Here is a 16,255-nt window from a genome sequence, read left to right as displayed (position 1 = left end):
TTTTTATGTTTAAATAAGCTTCTAATTTTTAACCAAAGTCATCAAAATTAGAAGCTTATAAGCAATTGTTTTAATGACCAATTTATGGACATTCGGATCAATACCATCTTCTAATACAATGTTTCCTGATCTTTCAGGAGAAAGATATAATAGATTGGGGATACGACGCCGATTTTTTCCTCTTTGTTTTGAACAAGCACACCAATTTACTTTAAGCTTTCCCTTACTTCAATTTTAAGTTTTGAGATGATAATCATTTTTTGAACAGGTTCCTTACCAAAGTATTTATAGTTTTTATCAACCTAAGGGAATGAAAGAAGTTCGTACAGGATTAATTTAGTTTAAATTATTGTTTGTATTTATATAAACTTTTAACTTTTAATATAGACACTAAAGAGTAGACTATCAATTACTCACAAACTTTTAGCTTAACTTTTTCTTGGGGACGAGTAACAAAATAGTCTTCTAGCCATTGACATCCTTGAGTTAACAGATTTTTTAAACGAGTAAATTCTTCCTGTACTGGCCAGATTTTTACGATGCCATTCCTAGCGACTGTTATAATCTGTCGACCGTCTTGACTAAATTTAAGTCCCACAATAGGCTGCTGATAGCCTTTTATCTTAGCATGAAGATTTCCTTCAAAATCCCATAATCTGATAGTTCCATCGCTTGAAGCAGTTGCTAAATAATTATTATCAGGACTGATATTGACATGAGAAATGGGGAAAAGATCACTTTTAAATATTTCTAAAAGATTGCCATTGACCTTCCACAATCTGGCAGTTTTGTCTTTAGAAGCAGTTAACAGATATTGACTGTCTGGACTAAAATTTAGCCAATTAACTCTATCTTTATGACCAAGAAACGACTGTTGTAAATTTCCTTGCAAGTCCCATAATTTAGCTGTTCCATCTCCAGACGCAGTGGCTAATCTTTGAGCACTTGGCTCAAAACTAATGTGATGGATGGTTTCATTATGAGCAGTAAATTTATTCATTAACTTTGGAGAAGTATCTTCGATATTCCATAGCCAAACTTCTCCTGAACGAGTCGCTATCGCTAATAATTGACCATCGGGACTAAAAGTAACACTGTAAACCCTGACTGAATTATCAAATAATTCGCTTAGTAATTTGCCTTGTAAGTTCCATAATTTAACACGACCATTGTTATCAGTAGTCACTAGTTTCTGGTCATTCTGACTAAATTTTACATTGTTAATACCACTATTATGGGCTTGAAATTGTCTTACCTGTTTACCGTGTAAATTCCAAAGATAAACGTTCCCATTTTCAGCAGCAATCGCTAATAATTGACTGTCAGAAGAAAAACTAACCGCAGTGACATAATTATTAATGGTTTTAAATCCATTGGTCATAGGAGAAGTCATGTCCCAAAGCTTCACTGTCCCGTCACTTGATGCAGTAGCTAACTTTTGACCATTATTGCTGATGGCAACATCATAAATTGGATCTTGATGTCCATGAAAAACCGTCACTTCTTCCCCATGGCTATTCCATACTCTGGCAGTTCCATCACTTGATCCTGTAACTATCCATTTGCCATCCTTGCTATAAGTTACATTTTTGACCAACTCCTGATGTCCTTTCAAGGTTAAAATTAATTTTCCTTGATTATCCCAAATTCTGACAGTTCCATCCTTGGCTGAGGCAGCTAATCGTTGTCCATCTGGGCTAAAACTGACACTATAAAAGGAGTTTACATCGTCTTTCAGAGTTTTTAGAAGATTACCTTGACTATCCCATACTTTAACGGTTCCATCCCGTGACGCAGTAGCGATACGTTGTCCATCTGGGTTAAATATCCCGTGATCAATGGATTTTTGATGACCTTTTAAGATAGCCAGTTGTCGTCCTTGGAGATCCCAAACTCTGGCTGTATAGTCCCTAGAAGTCGTTACTAAGCGTTTTCCATTAGGACTAAAACTAACACTATAGACTGATGACTTATGGCCTTTCAGGGTTGCTAATTTCTCCCCTTGTAAAGTCCAGACTTTGGCGGTGTCATCTTGAGAGGCGGTGGCGATGCTTTGACCGTCAGGGCTAAAGGCTACACGATATATATTTCCCTGATGATCAGTTATTACCAATCGCTCTCGGCCCTGCCAATCCCACAAACGGATGGTTCCATCACTTGATGAAGTGGCTATCAATTGTCCATTCGGACTAAAACTAACACTATTGACGGCATCTTGATGACCGGTTAATTTATTTTTTTCGTGAATTAGATCGAGAATTTGTTCTAAGGCTAAAATGGGACTGGTAGCGGGATAGTCTTGTAATGTTCGTTTATATCTGACGATAGTTTGTAATTGCCGCACTCCCTCCATTGCTGATAATAACCCCTCAATTTGTTCGAATCTAAATCGTCTCCATGCACTATTTCCAGCTTGTTCTAATTGAGTTCCTTTTTGAGCTTCTTGTTGTTTTTTAATTGCTAATCTTGCCTGAGTAAAGAAAATAATTGCTCCTACTAAAGAAAATACTAAAATGGCGACTCCAAAACGGATCATCTTTTGAGCTTTTTGATTTGCTTTAGTTAAAATTTCGTTAGCTTTTTTTTCGGCTACTAAGTTAATTTCTGCTTGCTGTTTATCTAAATTTTGACTTGCTGTTAAAAATTGATAATCAATATTACTAAGGTTTTTATCTATTGCCCAATACAAGGCATCTTCAAGCGCTTTTCCTCGCAACAAACGAGAGGTATCTTGATAATTTGAGTTGATCCAAGCAGTAATTGCTTCTGAGTAAGGACGAATTTTTTCGAGTTCTTTACTGACCCATTTTTGGTTAAACACTTCCCGATAAATTTTGTTATAAACAATAAGTTTACTATTACATTTAACCACTAATCCAGATAGACGTAGTTCTGTTTTTTCTGGGCTATCATCAGCCTCAATTGAGCCATTATTTAATATCTTTTGATACAATCCTAGTAGTTTCCCAGTTCTTTTTTCATTGAGGAGGAGACGATCTCGAATAGTCTTTAGATGAACAGGTTCATCTTGAGACTCCCAATTTTTTATAATAAATTTCTGTACGATATTAGTGATAATCTCCTCTTCTTTTCCAGGATAAATAATATCCGCTTTATTTAGAAGTAATTGACAGAGTTTTTGCGTTAAAAAAGGTTGTCCTCCTGTCCAATCTAGAACTACTTTTAAAACTTTCTTGGGAAAATTTGTAATAATAGTTAATCCAGAAACTAATGGGTAAACCTCTTCTAAGGTAAATCCTGTTAATTCAATAGGTTGCCCAATATTAAAGGGTGTTTGAGTTTTATCGCGGATTAAATCTGAGGGTGTAGCTACTCCAAATAACGCAAAAACAATCTTATTAAATTGAGGTTTTTCTGCTCGTTGATTATAACAAAATCTAATTAAAGTAAAAAAATCATCAAGGGAAAAATCAAGACTAATAATTTTATCAATTTCATCAATAAAAATATATTTTTTCTCTCCTTGAGAATAGACTAAAAGTACTTCTTCTAAAAAGAGAATAAATTTTTGAACTCCCGATAAATCTTGTCTTTCTTTTAGCCAATTTTTTAAGTTTACTTTTTCAGTTAAATTAAATCCTAAAAACAATTGGGTGATAATTCCACTATACCATTGTTGCTGACTAATATCACTTCCTAAACTAGTGATATCTACAGAGGCACAAGTCATTCCTTCTGCTTGAAGTTGATGCATCATACGAACTCTAAGACTAGATTTACCCATCTGACGACAGTTAAAAATATAACAAAATTTCCCTGCTCTTAAAGCTTCCAATAAATCCTTATCTGCTGCACGTTCTCCATATGTTGGATGATCAAAAGAAAGACTTCCACCTATTTTATATTTATATTTTTTTTGAAAATAAACATTTTTATTTGTCATAAAAATACTAACACTTAAGAATAAAAATAACATTGTTATTATAAATCACTGAAGACGACTCATTCTCTAATTTAGGCAAAATCTTCACAACTTTTATTGATATGATCTCTTAAGTATTGCTTAAAATAAAAAGATATAATGCCAGCACTTATATGTAATTACTTAATCAGGAACAGATAAAATTAATCAAGTGACTTAATCAGCAAAGGACTTAATAGATAAGCATTATTCTTCAAAATAGGGTAAACTAAACTAGTTTGAATAATTTAGTTTAAATATTTCTATCCTTTGACTTTTTAAAGTATGACATCAATAAAATTATTTCCAAACTCTCGAATAAAATATACACGTTTACAATACTTTTTTGAAAAACTAATAGCTTTAATGATCTTAGTTAATTATGGATTTGTTGTTTATGATTTAACCTATATTTCCTTACGAGATTTTTGGTTACAAGGAAGAGTTCAACTCTATTTTAAGATTGGAACGTTTGAGAAAAAAATACCAAAAACTCCTATAAGAGTGTTATCTTTTAAACTAACAAAATACTATGATTGGGTGAAAGGAATTGAACCTAATCGAGATACAGAAAGTTATTTAAATACAGTAAATAAACTAAAAAATGTTATTGATAAAACAGGCGACCCACTTCGAGATCAGAAGATAAATAATCTTCTGTATTCTCTTCGCCAACAAAGTGTAGAAATGATCGAACAAAACCCATTTCTTGTTGCCGACAAAATAGGGACATTAGAAAGAATAAAGAATAAGATGAGAGAGCATATCTTTGGAAGTAAAGATGTTTCAGCTAAAGAATCTTTTGAGTTATTTTGGGATCAAAATAATTGGCAGAAAAATAGATTAGAAAATGAGTTAGTCTTTTTTGACGATCAAATTAGACCATTATTAGAAACTAACTATTTTCGTCCGGTGGGGGAAAATGGAGAACCTATTAATAATTTTGGCTTAATTGATTTTCCTTTTTCTCTTATCTTTTGTATAGAAATTATAGTACGAAGTTGGTATATTAGCCGTCGTCATACCGGGATAAATTGGTTTGATGCCATGTTGTGGCGTTGGTATGACATTCTTTTGTTGATTCCCATATTTCGTTGGTTGAGGATTATTCCCCTAATTATTCGCTTAGATAAATCTAATTTAATTAATGTGAAAGCGATTAAAAAACAAACAAGTCAAGGATTTGTAGCCGGAATCGCCCGAGAAATTACCGAGACAGTGGTTATTAATGTTATTAATCAAGTTCAAGTTTCCGTTCAAAAAGGAACAATCCGTAATATTTTACAAAAACCTAACAATAACGTATATATTAATATTAACAACGTTAATGAAACTGCAGAAATCTTTAAAATAATTAGTGATTTACTGGTTGAAAAAATTATTCCAGAAATTCGTCCAGAAGTAGAGATGTTCATTGAATATAATCTTAAAAAAACTTTAATTGAGACATCAGCATATCCTAACTTAGAAAAGTTACCAGGATTTAAATTTATAGAAAATCAACTAATCCAAAAAATTGCCTCTCAACTTTATCAAGGATTATCTAAAGGACTTAGAGAAGTGTTAATTAAAGATCCTAAACTCGATAAACTTTTTAATAAATTAGTCGATAAATTTAGACAGACTATGATTATAGAATTACAAGATCAACAAAGTATTGAGCATATAGAAATATTTCTTAACGACTTACTAGAAAAAATTAAGATTAATTATGTCAGGCGACTTTCTGCCGAAGATTTTGAACAAATTTTAGAACAAACTCGCACCTTACGCCAAGAAGCTAAGAACACTGGCAGTTGAATATTAACTCTTCAAATATTCCAAAGTGTCCCTAATTCCAGACTAGAAAAAAAGAGACTAAAAGTTTGCTAGACTAGTAAATCAGGACAGGTAATCATGGTACCTTTTGCAACCCTTCCAAATTATTGACGTTCAAAGGAAGTGGGCTAAAACCCGCTTTTTTTAGTGCCTAAGCCGCAATGAATAACCCTGTAATCTCACAAATTATTGAAATAGCTACTCCTATAGCCGAAAATCTCGGACTAGAAGTCGTTGATGTTGTTTTTCAGACTAACGAACGACCCCCTGTGTTGCGTATAGATATTCGTAACCCACAAGGAGATACAAGCTTAAATGATTGTGAAGGGCTAAGTCGATCCCTAGAAACTAGTCTTGATGAGTCCCAAGTCATTCTAGGTTCCTATGTTTTAGAAATTTCTAGCCCAGGAGTTTCTCGACAACTAAATAGTGATCGTGACTTTATAGCCTTTAAAGGATTTGCCGTCATTGTCACAACCTATGCCCCGTACCTAAATCAAAAAGAATGGCGAGGTAGACTTCAAAAACTGGATACGGAGAGCGTTCATCTTAACCAAAAAGGACGAGTAATCATAATTCCTCGGGACCTGATTACCACAATCACACTTGATGACCATCCCTAACCAAACTCTATATTTTTAAGTCAAGGAGGTCCATAACCATGTCCCTTATTAGCTTACCCGGTTTGGCTAAAATGATTGATGAAATTAGCCAACAGCACAATCTGCCAAAATCTGCCGTCCAAGAAGCTTTACGAGAAGCCTTACTCAAAGGATATGAACGTTATCGTCGTTCCCAAAGCTTAGATCGTCAGCAATTCCATGATGAATACTTTAATAACTTTGAAGTAGAACTCGACATTGAAGAAGAAGGGTTTCGCATCCTTTCTACCAAAAGAATTGTGGAAATAGTCGATAACACCGACCATCACATCTCTCTTAAAGAAGTCCAAGAAGTTGCTTCAGAAGCTCAATTAGGGGACGAAGTAGTTTTAGATGTAACCCCAAATCAAAAGGATTTTGGACGCATGGCGGCCATTCAAACCAAACAAGTTCTCTTACAAAAACTACGAGATCAACAGCGTAAACTTATTCAAGAAGAGTTCAATGATCTTGAAGGAACAGTTCTGAATGCGAGATCCTTACGCTTTGAACGCCAAGATGTGATCGTCGCTGTTCAAAGTGCTTTTAGCCAACCCGAAGTTGAAGCAGTCCTACCTAAACGAGAACAGCTACCTAATGACAATTATCGCGCCAATTCTAGTTTTAAAGTTATCCTTAAAAAAGTCCGAGAAGGCTCCCATCGTGGACCCCAACTAATCGTTTCGCGCTCAGCAGCCGGCTTAGTTGTCGATCTATTTACTGTAGAAGTACCTGAAATAGACGAAGAAATCGTAAGGATCGTGGCTGTTTCCCGTGAAGCTAACCCCCCTTCTCGTTATGTCGGGCCAAGAACTAAAATTGCAGTAGATACCCTAGAACGAGATGTTGATCCTGTAGGAGCCTGTATTGGAGCAAGAGGCTCTCGAATTCAAGCAGTGGTTAACGAACTGCGGGGAGAAAAAATTGATGTGATTCGTTGGTCTCCCGATCCTGCTACCTATATTGCCAACTCCCTCAGTCCGGCCCGAGTAGATCAAGTGGTTTTAATTAATCCTGATGAACGCCACGCTCTAGTCTTAGTCGCCGAAGACCAATTGAGCTTGGCTATTGGCAAAGAGGGTCAAAATGTCCGCTTAGCTGCCCGTTTAACTGGGTGGAAAATTGACATCAAAGATACAGCTACCTATCAACTAGAAATAAACAAAGAACAGCAACTCTCTGATAAGTCAGAGCTTTTGAATAATGAAAAAGACAATGACGAAACTAACGTTGTATTTAAATATTGAATCTCAGGAGAGTAAATAATCATTTCATTAGCTATGCAGCCCAATTATCGACGTTGTATTAGTTGTCGGAAGATAGCACCAAAACAAACATTTTGGCGTATTGTTCGAGTTCATTCATCTCGACAGGTACAATTAGACAAGGGGATGGGGAGATCCGCTTATATCTGTCCTCAGGAGAATTGCTTGTACAACGCCAGTAAAAAGAACCGTTTGGGCAAAATGCTTAGGACGAATGTCCCTGATAGCATTTACCAAACCCTATGGAATCGTTGGCAGACACTAAGTGCTGAGTCTGTATCAGCTAAACTTCCTAATTCCTAACATTTAGGTCATTAGGGATGCGTCTCGATGTCTTTGGTAGTTAGCATAGGAGTAAGGTCATTTTTAAAATCATCATGATTGCAGTCGGATGGAACTGACCAAAACCAGAACTTGCCCGTTGCTCAAAAGCCAAGGGTCCAAGTCTTTAAACCAACACAAACCTAGTCAGGGGGATAGTGGATGAACAACGCACAAAAAGTTAGAATTTACGATTTATCGAAAGAGTTGAACCTAGAAAATAAAGATATCCTAGAAATTTGCACCCAGCTTAACATTCCTGTTAAGAGCCACAGTAGCACGATTAGTGAATCCCAGGCTGAACGGATTAAGGCCATGGCAAGTAAATATGTTGCCAGCCAGACAACTAACCAACAAGAAAAAGCATCTCCTACCGGACAAAACAAACAACAAATTTTAGCTATTCATCATAAGCAAATCCAGAAGAGCTCCTCTACTCAAGCTTCAAGACAAGCTCAGGGTTCTTCTCCGACCTTAGTAGCTCCCCCTCGGCCACCTGCTAAGCCACAACCTCCTCAACCCTTCACACACTCCCAAAAATCGCCTCAAAAAGTATCAAATAAAGAGGACACGGTTGTTGCTCCTAGCGAGAAGCCAAAACTTCCTGAAAAAACCAAACCCTCCGAAAAACTTACAACTCCTCTAGTTGAAGATAACCAAGAACCTGAACCTATTCCGACTCTTCTCAATCCTCCCCAACTATCTAAACCTCTAGTTCAATCTTCTAAGACATCTCCTTCCGAGAAGTCAGGTTTAAAACTTACTCCTAAATCTGAACCAACAGACAGAGTTGAGCCACAGAAGAAACTCTCGTTGGAGACCACCCCGACTCCAAAAACGGTTTCCGCGGAAAATCCGGCTCCTAATAAAAAAATAACTAAAATCAAAGCTAAACTGGATTCCCAGCGACCGCAATTTGTGAGGCCACTAAAAGAGGAAACTCTTGAATTAATTGCTCCTTCGGTCAAACCCCCATCAGAAGAAATTGATGATTCAGATGTAGCCGATGATGATGTTCTTGAAACGGCCCTAAAACCGAAACCAACCTTAAAACGTCCAACGTCAGCGCGTCCTTCAAAACAGCAAAAATGGGAAGAAGAAGAGGAAGAACGCGAGTCTAAGATAAAAAACAAAGGAGCTGCCAAAGCTAAGCGTCGGACTAAACGTCTTGACGAAGAAGATGAAGATTTTGAATCAACAACTGGTCTCAATCCCATTCCTTTGATGGCAAGTCTCTCTACAGCCCGTCCCCCTAAACCTCAATCTCAGACGAAACCAGCTGCTGTCAGCAAGCCTAAAAAACCGATGCCCAAACCCGACACTGGTGGGGGATCAACAACACGTCATAAAACAGAACGTCGCGAACGTCAAGAAGTCGTTCAACGTCCTGAAATGATTATTCTCGACAGTAATCTGACAGTTAGAGAACTCGCTAATAGGCTACAAATTCCTGAAACTGAAATTATTAAAAATCTTTTTTCTAAAGGAATTGCAGTCAATATCACCCAAACGCTGGATCTAGAAACTGCTCAATTAGTCACAGAAGAATTAGGGGTAGAAGTGGAAATCCCCGAAGTAAAAGCTGCAGCGACTAAGAATACGGAAATGCTTGATGAACACGACTTGGAGAATCTTGAGCGTCGCCCTCCAGTAGTCACTATTATGGGTCACGTCGATCACGGAAAAACTACCTTGCTCGATTCTATCCGTCAAACCAAAGTTGCCCAAGGAGAAGCTGGAGGAATTACCCAACACATCGGGGCGTACCATGTGGATATTAAACACAATGGACAATCAGAACAGATTGTTTTTTTGGATACCCCTGGTCACGAAGCCTTTACCGCCATGCGAGCGCGCGGAGCTAAGGTAACAGATATTGCAATCCTAGTAGTGGCTGCCGATGATGGGGTTCAACCTCAGACACGAGAAGCAATTAGTCACGCTCAGGCAGCAAAGGTTCCCTTATTAGTGGCTATCAATAAAATCGATAAACCTGAAGCTAACCCTGATCGCATCAAACAAGAATTAGCAGAATTGGGTCTACTCTCTGAAGAATGGGGAGGAGAAACCATTATGGTTCCCGTCAGTGCTCTCAAAGGGGAAAACCTTGATACTCTTCTGGAGATGATTATCCTGCTGTCAGAAGTAGAAGAATTGGTAGCTAACCCCAATCGTCTCGCTAAAGGAACAGTCATCGAAGCTAACCTTGACCGTGCTAGGGGACCAGTAGCCACCCTTCTTATCCAAAATGGAACGTTACGGGTAGGAGATCCCATCGTTGCTGGCTCAGTCTTTGGTAAAATCCGTGCCATGATCGATGATCGCGGAGAAAAAGTCGAGGCCGCTTCTCCCTCATTTGCCGTTGAGGTTCTTGGACTTAATCACGTTCCCTCGGCGGGAGATGAATTTGATGTCTATGCCAGTGAAAAAGAAGCCCGTGTTATAGCTGAACAAGGAGCTGCTGACCAACGCCAAACCCGTCTACAACAAGCAACTTCTTCTCGTCGCGTTACCCTCAGTACCATTTCGGCTCAAGCTCAAGAAGGAGAATTGAAAGAACTCAATCTTATTGTTAAAGCTGATGTTCAAGGATCTGTAGAAGCAATTCTCGGCTCCCTAGAACAGTTACCTCAAGATGAGGTTCAAATCCGAATTCTTCTGGCTGCTCCTGGGGAAATTACTGAAACCGATGTAGACTTAGCGGCCGCCAGTGGTGCAGTAGTAATAGGCTTTAATACTACCCTTGCTAGTGGCTCTAGGGTGGCGGCCGACCACGAAGGGGTGGATATTCGAGAGTACGACATTATCTACAAACTCCTCGATGATATTCAAGGAGCTATGGAAGGATTACTCGAACCCGAAGAAGTGGAATCCCCCCTTGGACAAGCCCAAGTTCGGGCTGTCTTTCCCCTGGGACGAGGAGCAGTAGCCGGTTGTTATGTCCAGTCTGGCAAGGTGGTACGAAACCGCTTTGTTAGAGTGCGGCGCGGCGATAACATCGTTTATCAAGGAAATCTCGATTCTCTCAAACGGGTTAAAGAACTTGCTCGTGAGGTTAACGCCGGCTACGAATGTGGTATCGGAATCGATAAGTTCAGTGATTGGCAAGCAGGAGATATTATTGAGGCTTACGAAATGGTAATGAAACGTCGTACCTTAGCGGGAAGGTAAGACAACAAAAAGTCCATAATAGCTAGTTTATAAGCAATTATGGGCTTTATTTATTCTGGATTATGTTCTTTTTGTGTTATGAATAACTTTCGTTCGGAACCGTTTTTATGGATTCATCTAGCCGGAATTGCTGTTGCTCCTTTAAGTTTACAACTAGTCTTGTTAGGACTAGCAGTAGGAGACCCCTTACCTCTGTTTTGGCTAGAATTTTTAATCGTTGGAGTGTTTGGGGTAGTTCCAATTCTCTTGATGCAGTTGACTAGACCCTTCGATATTTTTAGTGTATTAATGCTCTCCCTTCATCCTGATAGTTTGACCGTTGAACAACGTAAGATTTTAAGGTCATTAAAAACTCGAAACATCCGAATTTTGACGGTGATCGCGGCGTTTGCTATGTTAGGTATTCTATGGGAACTTTATCTACTTGCTCCTCTGGGGGCAATGACGGTCGCTACACTACCTCAATGGCGAATACTAGGATTGTTTATTGCGGCGATTGGTTTTTTGTTGAGTAATTTGTTTGTTCAAATTCCCATCGCAGTTATTGGGATTCTCCTGACTCCTCAACAACAATGGCTAACCACTGAACCTTACACAACCGAAAAAATTCTTCAAGACTTTACCCTTTTTGGACTTCGCGTGCAAAAAATTTTCCCGATCAAGGTTTAATTTTTGTCCTCTTATGAATGAACTTATCCAAAAAATTCATGATTTTTGGGAATTTGTCTCAAAATTATCAGAATCTTCCGAATTGCCTGAGTTATCCTTAAAGAAGGATAATGTTAGTCATTTGATGAATTTCTTATGTTGAGCTCAACTCCCTCCCGTAATCGTAAGTCTGATCAAGATCATGAAATTTGGGAGCATTTAAAACAGGCAATTGCTGATTGTTCTGGTTTTAAACAGTGGCAGTCTGGCCAAACCACGGATCATGATTCCTCTCTTCTCGACCAGCAAGTACGCTGTTATCTCCGAGAAACTCTAGAAACCTTGGCTTACTAACATTTTTAGCGGGGGCTTCTGCCCTCTTTTTGTTATTTTTAATATACGAGCTCCAGTTTGACTCAAATCAAATAGTAAATACTTTAACTTACAATAAGTTTAGATATAGAAAAATATTTCAATAAAGAACGATAGCTAACTAGCAACCTGCCTAGAAATTAAGCAAACAGAATTACAAAAGTCAAGAACTATCAAAGTTAATTTTCTACTTCTTGATTTTAGAGAAAATTAAGAAGTAGAAGCGTTTTGTTCAGATACAAAATGAGGGAAAGTAAAAAAATTGCAGATTGGTAAATATTTCAGAAATTACAATGATAAAAACAATTTCTGTGGTCATTACTCAAGGGAAATGGTGATTGTAGGATTGTCCAAAAAGTAGAAAAGAAAGAAAGAACTTGGAAAGAAAAAATATAGAGTATTTTGAATAGCTCTCGGAGAAGTATTAGAGAACTTGATATGATTCAATAATTATTTAGCTTTTTTAAAAAAAGAGAGAAAAAAGTTAAGTTGACTTCAGAGAGAAACAGTAAAAATAAAAAAAAGACTGGAAATATAAAAGAAAAAAGTAAGAACAAAATTAACTCTATGTCCTAGATAATAAAGAACTTAAAATAGCAAAAATATTTTAACTAGAGAGGCAAATAAAACTAAAAAATACTGCAAAGATAAAGAACTAGATATAGTTTTTTTATAAAAATTAGTGGATATAAGTGGTTAAGGTGAAGTAAAACTGAAACTCTGGAAAGAAAATTGTATCTATTATTTTTACTGATTTATAGTCTAGAAATAAATCTAATAGAAGAGAAATAGGTTTAAATAAACACTTATTTTACTACCAAAATAGTACTCTTAAATAGATATAATTACACTATAAATTTCATTTAAAATTTAAAATTACTATAAAAAATATTAATTAAAGTAATAAAATTTATAGTGTAATTACTTACACACAGAATTGTAAAATAATTTGCTCTTTTAACGTTGATGTTGATTTGAAGTTGCCTACTTATTATCTTCCCTCCCTCAGAAGAAGAGACTTTGGACCCGGCAACAAGCAACATGAAAATTTGAATCACAATTAAAATTTATTAGCATTGTTTTGTTTCTTTTCAAGAAGTTTAAGACCCCCGTTTCTTGGTAGTAAGCTTTGATAGTGGGTTTAATCTGCTGTCATACACCTCTCGGCATTCTTGTTGTCTTAAATACATTTTCAGAATAAATAAGCAGCAGCATCTGGTGGAACTCGAACCAATGACATTCAGATTGGGAAGGTGATATTTCAGCACCAAACTATACCTGCAGTGTTACAATTCTCAATACTTCTGCAAAATATTGTTAGAATTAGCTTCAGCAACCTCTTGAGATTCTTCGACTAATTTATTGACTAATTTATTTTTTAAGTTCTGTAAGTGTTACACGTCAGAGAAAGTTCTCACTTCAAGTCCGTCTCCAGATTGTTCAATAATTTCTAAAATTTTACTCCTAACTAATTTATTTACATATTGACGCAAAGTTCATACCCATCAACTGTTAACTTCTAATAAACTTACTATCAATGCTTTTTGAGCATGCATTCTGTTTTCTGCTTGCTCCCATACCCGGGAATGTTTCCCTTCAATCACTGAATCAGTAATTTCCTCTCCGCGATGAGCAGGTAAACAGTGTAAAACAATAGCTTCCTTATCGGCATAATTCAGTAGGGTTTCATTGACTTGATAAGGCTCAAATAAGGGAATTCTTGAAGCTGCTAAATCTTCTTGTCCCATGCTCGTCCAAACATCAGTATAAAGGACCTGAGAGTCTTTAGCGGCTTTAATAGGGTCATTGGTTATCATAACCTCAAATCCGTCTACTGCTAATTCTTTGGCCTTTTCAACAATCTGACTATTTGGTTGATAGTTATCAGGAGTGGCAATATGAACTTTCATCCCCATTAATGCTCCTCCTAAAATCAGAGAATGGGCAACATTGTTTCCATCCCCAAGATAAGTAACCGTAATACCGGATAGGGTGTTGAAATTCTCTTGAATTGTCAACAAATCGGCTAAAGTTTGACAGGGATGTTCCAAATCAGTTAAGGCATTAATAATAGGAATTTCCGCATAATTAGCAAAGGTTTCTAAGTCTTCTTGTTTATATGTGCGAACGGCTAAAATGTCTAAATAGCGATCTAAAACTCTAGCAGTATCGGCAATGGGTTCCCCTCTCCCTACTTGGGTAACACTAGGGTTAAGATCTATAACTTGTCCTCCTAACTGATACATCGCCACGCTAAAGGAAACACGGGTACGGGTGGAAGCTTTATAAAATAAAAGTCCTAGGACCTTTTGAGAGACAGGCGATTGCCTCCCATTCTTAAGATGTACTGCTAATTCTAGGACATCCTTAAGTTCGGTAGCACTAAGATCAGCAATTCCTAGAATATCTCGTTGACTTAGAGTTGTCATAGTTATTTTACTCTATGTTATAGATGGTGTCTTTTTGTCTGTAGAGAACAGACCGTCATTGTATCGACCGAACTATGGTTAACCGTAGATTCATAAGGCATAATTCATAATTACGGTAGATAACCGAACTTAGTAAGACGGGTTTTACTGTTATTTCTAAGTCTCATTAATTTTACATCTCGTTACAATGGGATTAGGCAAGAGTAAAGTTGTTGAAACAGATTTCACAAATTAAATAGGAGGTTCGACCCATGAATAATAATAATATAAGGGTTGGCAATTTATTCGGGATTCCTTTTTATGTGAACCCTTCTTGGTTTCTAGTTCTGGGGTTAGTTGCCGTCAGTTATGGGAGACAGTTGGCATTATTTCCCCAATTAGTAGGAATTATCCCTTGGATTTTAGGTTTTCTTGCTGCATTGTTACTATTTTTTTCTGTTGTCGTCCATGAATTAGGGCACAGTTTTGTTGCACTTTCCCAAGGGATTAATGTTAACTCCATTACCCTATTTTTATTTGGGGGATTAGCTAGTTTAGAAAAAGAATCTGAGACCCCCTTAGAATCTTTTTTGGTAGCGATTGCGGGGCCTACTGTTAGTTTAGTACTCTTTGCTATATTGAACCTGATTAAAGTTAATTTTTCCTTTAGTGAACCAATTACAGCGATTATTTCACTACTTACTTCAATTAATTTAATTTTAGGATTATTTAACTTAATTCCTGGTCTACCCTTAGATGGTGGTAATATTCTTAAAGCACTAGTTTGGAAAATCACTGGAAACCCAAATAAAGGAATTATTTTTGCCAGTCGCGTTGGACAAGTTTTTGGTTGGTTAGCTGTTTTTATCGGTGGTTTGGCAATTTTAGGAATTAGTCCTATTGGAAATTTTTGGACATTATTAATTGGTTTCTTCCTCTTACAAAATGCAGTATTTTCAGGTCAATCTGCTAGGTTTCAAGAAACTTTAAGTGGTTATACAGCCAAAGATGCTATAATTCCTTATAGTCCAGTAGTTCTTGATAGTTTTAACCTGAGAGAATTTGTTAATAATTATGTAATTGGAAAGAGAAAATGGAAGATTTTCTTAATAACTAATGAAGAAGGAAAACTATCGGGAATTCTTGAACTAAATACTTTGAATAAAGTTTCTACTTCCCAATGGACTGAGTTAAAAATTTCAGAAATAATGCAGCCAATCAACGATAGTGTAACCATGATCGAAGCAGATAAATCTTTGTTAGAAGTAGTAAAAATTTTAGAAAATAACCCTCGTCAGCAACTAACTGTTATTCATAAAAATGGGATTATATTAGGGTTATTAGAAAAAGCATCAATTATCAAGTTTCTCCAAGAACAAACCCAAGCTAAAGCTGCATGATTCTCTAGCCCGAGGGAGGAACTTTTAAAAATAAATAAAGACAAGTCACAAAGATGGACAATAAAACACACATCCATCTTCACCTCTCTTTCTATTTTCTAATGGAGCTAAGCGGACTCGAACCGCTGACTTTCACAATGCCATTGTGACACTCTACCAACTGAGTTATAGCCCCCAGTGTACTATCCGCTCACAATACTACTTGAAATTTAACATCCTTGTCAAGTTTTTCTAGTTTAAAAGTTGTAGACAAAAATTGCTAAACAACCTTCAAAGTCCTCAATAGGTT

At 36.8% G+C, this 16,255-nt stretch carries 10 protein-coding genes and 1 tRNA gene; 8 read left to right on the top strand and 3 right to left on the bottom strand.

Going from position 1 to position 16,255, the window contains the following annotated elements; genetic code table 11:
• Positions 1 to 409: 409 nt before the first annotated feature.
• Positions 410 to 3,904 carry a WD40 domain-containing protein gene (locus tag P3F56_RS01780; protein ID WP_281153050.1) on the bottom strand — a complete coding sequence of 1,165 codons (3,495 nt, stop codon included), beginning with the start codon at positions 3,902 to 3,904 and terminating at the stop codon, positions 410 to 412.
• A gap of 384 nt (positions 3,905 to 4,288) precedes the next feature.
• Between P3F56_RS01780 and P3F56_RS01775 the strand changes: the two genes are divergently transcribed.
• The 7 genes from P3F56_RS01775 to P3F56_RS01745 all read left to right on the top strand — a co-directional run bounded on the left by P3F56_RS01775 (position 4,289) and on the right by P3F56_RS01745 (position 12,140).
• A complete protein-coding gene (locus P3F56_RS01775) occupies positions 4,289 to 5,722 on the top strand; it encodes a hypothetical protein (RefSeq protein WP_342637162.1) in 1,434 nt (477 codons plus the stop codon).
• A 179-nt stretch (positions 5,723 to 5,901) separates the two neighbouring features.
• Complete coding sequence (rimP, locus tag P3F56_RS01770) at positions 5,902 to 6,363, top strand: ribosome maturation factor RimP (protein ID WP_281153048.1); 462 nt, start codon at positions 5,902 to 5,904, stop codon at positions 6,361 to 6,363.
• Between the two features lie 38 nt (positions 6,364 to 6,401).
• Positions 6,402 to 7,628: a transcription termination factor NusA gene (nusA, locus tag P3F56_RS01765; protein ID WP_281153047.1), complete on the top strand. Its 1,227-nt coding sequence runs from the start codon at positions 6,402 to 6,404 to the stop codon at positions 7,626 to 7,628.
• A 33-nt stretch (positions 7,629 to 7,661) separates the two neighbouring features.
• Positions 7,662 to 7,949 (top strand): YlxR family protein, encoded by a 288-nt coding sequence (locus tag P3F56_RS01760; protein WP_281153046.1) that lies wholly within the window; start codon positions 7,662 to 7,664, stop codon positions 7,947 to 7,949.
• Between the two features lie 180 nt (positions 7,950 to 8,129).
• Positions 8,130 to 11,138 carry a translation initiation factor IF-2 gene (infB, locus tag P3F56_RS01755; RefSeq protein WP_281153045.1) on the top strand — a complete coding sequence of 1,003 codons (3,009 nt, stop codon included), beginning with the start codon at positions 8,130 to 8,132 and terminating at the stop codon, positions 11,136 to 11,138.
• Positions 11,139 to 11,216: 78 nt separating this feature from the next.
• The gene (locus tag P3F56_RS01750; RefSeq protein WP_281153044.1) at positions 11,217 to 11,807 is read left to right on the top strand and encodes a low-complexity tail membrane protein; all 591 of its coding nucleotides are present in this window, start codon (positions 11,217 to 11,219) and stop codon (positions 11,805 to 11,807) included.
• A gap of 135 nt (positions 11,808 to 11,942) precedes the next feature.
• On the top strand, positions 11,943 to 12,140 hold the full coding sequence (locus P3F56_RS01745; protein WP_281153043.1) for a hypothetical protein: 198 nt from the start codon (positions 11,943 to 11,945) through the stop codon (positions 12,138 to 12,140).
• Between the two features lie 1,523 nt (positions 12,141 to 13,663).
• On the opposite strand, the gene argF is transcribed toward P3F56_RS01745, so the two are convergent.
• A complete protein-coding gene (gene argF / locus P3F56_RS01740; RefSeq protein WP_281153042.1) occupies positions 13,664 to 14,587 on the bottom strand; it encodes an ornithine carbamoyltransferase in 924 nt (307 codons plus the stop codon).
• A 251-nt stretch (positions 14,588 to 14,838) separates the two neighbouring features.
• On the opposite strand from argF, the gene P3F56_RS01735 reads away from it, so the two are divergent.
• The gene (locus tag P3F56_RS01735) at positions 14,839 to 15,966 is read left to right on the top strand and encodes a site-2 protease family protein (RefSeq protein WP_281153041.1); all 1,128 of its coding nucleotides are present in this window, start codon (positions 14,839 to 14,841) and stop codon (positions 15,964 to 15,966) included.
• Positions 15,967 to 16,068: 102 nt separating this feature from the next.
• Here the strand turns inward: P3F56_RS01735 and P3F56_RS01730 are convergent.
• A tRNA-Ala gene (locus tag P3F56_RS01730) sits at positions 16,069 to 16,141 on the bottom strand.
• Between the last annotated feature and the right edge of the window lie 114 nt (positions 16,142 to 16,255).

Origin of the sequence: cyanobacterium endosymbiont of Epithemia clementina EcSB (assembly GCF_029919255.1) — a bacterium.
In the GTDB taxonomy this organism is placed as follows: Bacteria; Cyanobacteriota; Cyanobacteriia; order Cyanobacteriales; family Microcystaceae; genus Rippkaea.
This window is presented reverse-complemented; position numbering and strand designations above follow the sequence as displayed.

Coding starts and splice junctions, on each gene's coding strand:
- P3F56_RS01735 (WP_281153041.1), top strand. CDS start 14,839: ATGAATAATAATAATATAAGGGTTGGCAATTTATTCGGGATTCCTTTT.
- P3F56_RS01760 (WP_281153046.1), top strand. CDS start 7,662: ATGCAGCCCAATTATCGACGTTGTATTAGTTGTCGGAAGATAGCACCA.
- nusA (WP_281153047.1), top strand. CDS start 6,402: ATGTCCCTTATTAGCTTACCCGGTTTGGCTAAAATGATTGATGAAATT.
- infB (WP_281153045.1), top strand. CDS start 8,130: ATGAACAACGCACAAAAAGTTAGAATTTACGATTTATCGAAAGAGTTG.
- argF (WP_281153042.1), bottom strand. CDS start 14,587: ATGACAACTCTAAGTCAACGAGATATTCTAGGAATTGCTGATCTTAGT.
- P3F56_RS01780 (WP_281153050.1), bottom strand. CDS start 3,904: ATGACAAATAAAAATGTTTATTTTCAAAAAAAATATAAATATAAAATA.
- P3F56_RS01775 (WP_342637162.1), top strand. CDS start 4,289: ATGATCTTAGTTAATTATGGATTTGTTGTTTATGATTTAACCTATATT.
- rimP (WP_281153048.1), top strand. CDS start 5,902: ATGAATAACCCTGTAATCTCACAAATTATTGAAATAGCTACTCCTATA.
- P3F56_RS01750 (WP_281153044.1), top strand. CDS start 11,217: ATGAATAACTTTCGTTCGGAACCGTTTTTATGGATTCATCTAGCCGGA.
- P3F56_RS01745 (WP_281153043.1), top strand. CDS start 11,943: ATGTTGAGCTCAACTCCCTCCCGTAATCGTAAGTCTGATCAAGATCAT.